The 5,130-nt window shown below is 71.1% G+C and carries 6 protein-coding genes and 1 pseudogene; 2 read left to right on the forward strand and 5 right to left on the reverse strand.

What is annotated here, in order from left to right; all coding sequences use genetic code 11:
- The 3 genes from LUM46_RS25750 to LUM46_RS25760 all read right to left on the reverse strand — a co-directional run.
- The coding region (locus LUM46_RS25750; protein WP_274998095.1) for a hypothetical protein at nt 1–410 on the reverse strand (410 nt) is incomplete at its 3' end.
- A 213-nt stretch (nt 411–623) separates the two neighbouring features.
- Nucleotides 624–1,115, reverse strand: a complete 492-nt coding sequence (locus LUM46_RS25755; protein WP_274998098.1) for a restriction endonuclease — start codon at nt 1,113–1,115, stop codon at nt 624–626.
- Nucleotides 1,116–1,237: 122 nt separating this feature from the next.
- A complete protein-coding gene (locus LUM46_RS25760; RefSeq protein ID WP_274998099.1) occupies nt 1,238–1,672 on the reverse strand; it encodes an Rrf2 family transcriptional regulator in 435 nt (144 codons plus the stop codon).
- A 127-nt stretch (nt 1,673–1,799) separates the two neighbouring features.
- Here LUM46_RS25760 and LUM46_RS25765 point away from each other — a divergent pair, with 127 nt between their 5' ends.
- Nucleotides 1,800–2,552 carry an SDR family NAD(P)-dependent oxidoreductase gene (locus LUM46_RS25765; RefSeq protein WP_274998101.1) on the forward strand — a complete coding sequence of 251 codons (753 nt, stop codon included), beginning with the start codon at nt 1,800–1,802 and terminating at the stop codon, nt 2,550–2,552.
- A 145-nt stretch (nt 2,553–2,697) separates the two neighbouring features.
- Here LUM46_RS25765 and LUM46_RS25770 read toward each other — a convergent pair whose 3' ends face one another.
- Complete coding sequence (locus LUM46_RS25770) at nt 2,698–3,306, reverse strand: TetR/AcrR family transcriptional regulator (protein WP_274998102.1); 609 nt, start codon at nt 3,304–3,306, stop codon at nt 2,698–2,700.
- A gap of 92 nt (nt 3,307–3,398) precedes the next feature.
- On the opposite strand from LUM46_RS25770, the gene LUM46_RS25775 reads away from it, so the two are divergent.
- Nucleotides 3,399–4,142, forward strand: a complete 744-nt coding sequence (locus LUM46_RS25775; RefSeq protein ID WP_274998104.1) for an SDR family NAD(P)-dependent oxidoreductase — start codon at nt 3,399–3,401, stop codon at nt 4,140–4,142.
- A gap of 69 nt (nt 4,143–4,211) precedes the next feature.
- On the opposite strand, the pseudogene LUM46_RS25780 reads toward LUM46_RS25775, so the two are convergent.
- Nucleotides 4,212–5,130: pseudogene (locus tag LUM46_RS25780) on the reverse strand (hypothetical protein); the annotation flags it as partial.

Genomic DNA, 5,130 nt, shown 5'->3' on the forward strand with positions numbered 1-5,130 from the left:
CGTGCGGCGTGGGCGTGGATCTCGGATCGTTCGTAGACCTGGCGACCCAGCAGGAGTGCTACCTCGTCGCGGTGGTGCTCGGAGCAGAAGGCGCGGACCTCGGCGGCCTCGAACAGATCCCACGAGGGCATCATGTTCGACATCCGGCCGGCGCGTGCGAAGGCGGCGGCGGGGGCGAGGTCGTCGAAGAACGCCCAGGTGTCGGCGAGGTCGACGGCGGCCCCGCGGCAGACGCGGAACATCGTGGTCTCCAGCGCTCCCGGCAGCGCCGGGTGGTCGACGACGGCCACGTACTCTCCGTCGGTCCCGGACCTCCGGGTGTACCAGGTGTGCTCCGTGTGCTCGCCGTAGTGCCGGCAGATCGACGTCTCGATCTCGTCGAGAACGAACATGGCGGTGCTGAGCGACATATCGATCCTTCACATAGTCTTACCCGGTCATTTCGCGGGCATTCAAGGAGAATGTCCATGCAAAGACATGGAATTCTGGTCGTCATTCACCCTGTGTGCGGAGCGATAGAGGGGGGTGCTTCGCCGGGGCAGAACTGGTGGTGCTTCTCGGTCAGGCTGTCGCCGTCGGGTGGGTGCCGGTGGCGGTCGGCCTTGTGGTCTTGCGGCTGGTGACTACGAGCGGGCGCGCCGGGCGACGGCCACGGTCCTCGACCCGAACTGGGTCCAGTCGACCGACGAGCCCAGCATCCGCGTCAGTCCGACGCGTCGGACGGGCTTCTCCTCGTGCTGGATCGCGTCGTCGATGTCCGCGTCCCAGGCGTCGGTCGTGGCGACCACGAGCCGCGCCGTGAACGGCGGCCTGTTCGAAGCGGACAGGAAAGGTGCGATGTCCGGTTTCGACAGGGGCCGGCTCGGGTCATAGAACGCGCACCGGACCGCCACCAGGTTCGCGGTGGCGCGTTCCCGGGCCACGAGGTCGATCTCGTGAGCGGGACCCTGGCGGCCGGGCCACTCGTCCCAGGACCACACCGCGTCGAACGTGGCCGCCCATTCCTCGTCCGTGCGCAGGAATGTCTTCATCAGCTCCTCGAACTTCTTGTCCCGGTCCGTGTCGGACACGGACCTGAACGTGTAGTCGTCGAGGAGGCCCTCCAGCGCGGTCATGCGGCCATCCTGTCAAAGGCGGGACGAATCCGCTGTCTGTACGTTTCAGAAGAGAACGTCAAGCACGGTCCGCAGGGCTGGTGTCTCGACCTCGCGGGTACGAATCGAGGGCGCAGGGGAGGCTAGCGAGATACTGCGAGCACGTCCCGGAGCACGTTCTCGAGCGTGACGTCGGCCAGCTCGCGTCGCAGTATGTCCTCGATGCCGTCGTAGATGCCCTGCATCGCCGGCTGGATGCCGTGACCCACCACGCAGCCCTGGTCCGGCGCGGCGCGGTGCATCGCGAACAGGGGACCGGTCTCCACCGCCTCGTACACGTCGAGCAGGGTCATCGACTCGAGCTCGCGGGCCAGCGACCAGCCCGCGCCCGCGCCTCGCCGGGACTCGACGAGTCCGGCCCTGCGCAGGTCGCCGAGCAGCCGTCTGATCACCACGGGGTTGGTGTTCGCGCTGGACGCGATCTGCTCGGAGGTGGCGACCTCGTGGCCCAGGCGCTGGTAGTGGCCGATCCAGGCCAGCGCGTGGGCGGCGATGGTCAGCCTGCTGTTGGCGCTCATGGGCTCCTCCTCCTGGTCGCAACGCTCCATGTTACGACAGGCAGTCGTAACAGAGAAGGTTGCATTCGATCAGTCGTAACAACTAACGTTGCGACTGCCAGGAAGGTTCGACCAACGAGGGAGAAGCATGAGCAAGCCACTTACGGGCAAGGTCGCCCTGGTCACCGGGGGGTCGCGCGGGCTGGGGGCCGCGACCGTACGGCTGCTGGCCGAGCAGGGCGCCGACGTCGCCTTCACGTACGTCAGCTCCGAGAAGCAGGCGGTGGCCGTCGTGGAGGAGGTGCGCGGCACGGGTGCGAAGGTCGAGGCCTTCCGGTCCGACCAGGCGGACACGAGCGGGGCGCCGGCCCTGATCGACGAGGTGGTCGCGTCCTTCGGCGGACTCGACATCCTCGTCAACAACGCGGCGATCGGTGTGTCGGGCCGTACGGTGGACGACCTCGACGCCGACACCACCGCCGCGCTGGACCGCATGCACGCCACCAACTACCTCGGCGTGATCGCGGTCATCCGGGCCGCCTCCCGGGTGCTGCGTCCCGACGGCCGCATCGTCACGGTGAGCTCGGGGCTGGGTACCCGGGTTGGCGTCCCCGGTATCGCCGACTACGCGGCGACCAAGGCCGGGGTCGAGAGATACACCATGGGCGTCGCTCGCGACCTCGGGCACCGGGGCATCACGGCCAACGTGGTGGAAGCAGGAATGATGGAGGGCGGGATGGAGTCCGACCCCGAGACGCTCAAGGCGCTGCTCAGCAACCTGTCGCTGCAGCGCAAGGGCCACCCGCGGGAGATCGCCGCCGCGATCGCCTTCCTGGCAAGCCCTGCTGCCTCGTACGTCACGGGCGCGGTGCTGGACGCCCACGGCGGTTACAACGCCTGAACCGGCACTCCCTGCCGTGCGCCCCGAAGGGCATTTCCCTTCGGGGCGCACGCTGCCGAGGCCGGCTTGGCGCCGCTCCTCGTTCGCTCGGATCCGCCGAGATTCCGGCGATCGTACGAACGTTGGCGGCACCGAGGTGCCGTGATCAGTCCTGCGGCCAGGCGAGCAGGGCCATGTCGGCCACCCGCTGCACGTCGTCCCGGGTGGCGCCGCCGGCCGCTTGGACGGCGATTCCGTTCGACACGGCCATGAGGTAGCGGGCGAGTGCTCCGGCATCGGCGCCGGAGGGCAGGTCGCCCTCGTCGACGGCTCGCTGAAACCGCTCGCGCAGCCGGCGGACGCCCTCCTCCCGCCAGGTGGCCAGGGTGTCCCTCGCCTCCCGCCCGGCGACGCCGGCGGCGAGAGAGCCCTGGACGCCGAGGCAGCCGGCAGGGCAGCCGGGCGTGGAGGTGGCCCGGACCGAGCCGTGCAGGAACGCGGTGGCCACCCGTGCGGCGGTCGGCTCCCGCAGTGCCCGGCCCACGTAGGAGGCGGGCCCCTCGGCGTAGCGCTCCAGCGCCTTGCGGAACAGCTCCTCCTTGTTGCCGAAGGCCGCGTACATGCTGGTGCGGGTGATGCCCATGGCTCCGGTCAGGTCGGTGAGGCTGGCGCCCTCGTAGCCCTGCGCCCAGAAGACCTGCATGGCGCGCTCGAGCGCCGCGTCGGCGTCGAAACCTCGTGGGCGTCCGGTCGGGGCGGGGTGTGGAGCGGTCATGGCAGCACCCTATCCCTCTTCAGTACTGATCGGTATGGATGTGCTAGCGTCACGTTCCGTACCGATCGGTACTGAACTAAGAGGAGGCACGCATGGGACAGCTCGACGGCAAGACAGCCCTCGTCACGGGCGGCGGATCGGGGATCGGCCTGGCGACCGCCGTCCGCCTGGCGGACGAGGGCGCGCACGTGTTCGTCACCGGGCGGCGCAAGGCGCAGCTGGACGCGGCAGTGGAGACCATCGGCGCGGCACGGGCCACGCCCGTGGCGGCCGACATCTCCGACCTGGCCGACCTCGACCGTCTGTATGACGCCGTCCGCGCTCGCGGACGGGGACTCGACGTGCTGTTCGCCAACGCCGGGACGGCAGCGTTCGCGACCCTCGAGCAGACCACCGAAGAGCATGTCGACCAGATCTTCGGGGTCAACGTGCGGGGCACGGTGTTCACCGTGCAGAAGGCGCTGCCCCTGCTCAACGACGGCGCCTCGGTGATCCTGAACTCGTCGGTGCGGGCCGACGACGGCCAGGAGGCGTTCGGCACCTACGCGGCCACCAAGGCAGCGATCCGGTCCTACACGCGGACCTGGGCCAACGAGCTCATGGGACGGAACATCAGGGTCAACGCGGTCTCGCCGGGCGTCATCGACACCCCCGGACTCGACGGCGTGGTGGCCTCGGTGGACGGGGACAAGGCGCAGTTCGTGGCGGGCACCCCGCTCGGCCGGATCGGGCGCCCGGAGGAGGTCGCCGCTGCGGTGGCATTCCTCGCCTCCGAGCAGAGCAGCTTCGTGCTCGGTGCCAACCTGTACGTCGACGGCGGCGAGAACCAGGTCTGAGCCGCCCGGCCAGGGCCGCTGGGGGGAGCGACGGCGTCCAGGAGACGCTCGCGCACTGGACGCCGTCGCTCACGTCCGAGGTGCTCCAGGAGTGCCGGGGCCCCGACGACGCGGGGGCCGCTTCAGCGCGGCGCTGCTCAGCAGGGCACCGGGCACGCCGGCGAGGCCGGCCGTGGCGAGCGCGCTCGTGGACTGCGGGCTGTGATCCGGGCTGCGTCCTTTCGCCTTTCCGTTGCCCTTCCCGTTGTTGCTGCCCTTCCCGTTCCCGTTGCCGGGGCCTTGGTCGTTGTCCTTCGTCGGGCCGCGTCCGTGGGGGTTGTCCGGGTTGCCGGGCGGTCCGCCGGAGTCGGCGGTGGGCGGCGGGGTGGCCTTCGGCGGTGGCTCGGGCTTTGGCGGTGGCTCCGGCTCCGGCTCCGGTCTGGGTTTCGGCTCGGGTCTCGGAGCCGGGGCCGGAGCCGGCGCGGCCGGGGTGTCGGCGGGTGCCCGCGGCGCCGGGCGGTCTGCGGCCGGCTCCCGCTCGCGGTCGGACGGCGGCGGGGTGTCCGCAGGCTCCGGTTCCGGCTCGGGTGCCGGTGCGGCGTCAGCCACCCGCTGCTCGGCCACCGGCTCCAGCACCGGCGCTGGAGCGTCCTCGGGTGTGATGGCAGGGCGCGGCTTCGGGTCAGCGGGCGGGGCCGACGGCGGCCGCTCCTGCGCGGGTGGCTCCGCCGGGCCGGGCGGGCCGGGCGGCTCGGGCGAACCGGCTTCTTCGATGGCCTGGACCGGTGGCTGGTCGTTCTGGTGGGCGATCAGGGCGGCGGCGCCTGCACCGACGGCCAGGACGGCGAGGACTCCGGCGGCGACGGCGGTCTGCTTCGTGCCGGACGAGCGCGGGCGGGTGCCGGTGGCGCCGGCGGTTCCGGTACCGATCGCGGCGGTGCCGACCGCTGCGGTGGCCCAGCCGCCGGCGATGAGGTGCTGGCCGAGGTCGCGCAGCATCCAGGACACC

The sequence above is a fragment of the Promicromonospora iranensis genome (genome assembly GCF_028994805.1).
In the GTDB taxonomy this organism is placed as follows: Bacteria; Actinomycetota; Actinomycetes; order Actinomycetales; family Cellulomonadaceae; genus Promicromonospora; species Promicromonospora iranensis.

Excerpts from the sequence above, each read along its gene's own strand:
- LUM46_RS25760 (WP_274998099.1), bottom strand. The coding sequence starts at position 1,672 with ATGAGCGCCAACAGCAGGCTGACCATCGCCGCCCACGCGCTGGCCTGG.
- LUM46_RS25755 (WP_274998098.1), bottom strand. The coding sequence starts at position 1,115 with ATGACCGCGCTGGAGGGCCTCCTCGACGACTACACGTTCAGGTCCGTG.
- LUM46_RS25770 (WP_274998102.1), bottom strand. The coding sequence starts at position 3,306 with ATGACCGCTCCACACCCCGCCCCGACCGGACGCCCACGAGGTTTCGAC.
- LUM46_RS25765 (WP_274998101.1), top strand. The coding sequence starts at position 1,800 with ATGAGCAAGCCACTTACGGGCAAGGTCGCCCTGGTCACCGGGGGGTCG.
- LUM46_RS25775 (WP_274998104.1), top strand. The coding sequence starts at position 3,399 with ATGGGACAGCTCGACGGCAAGACAGCCCTCGTCACGGGCGGCGGATCG.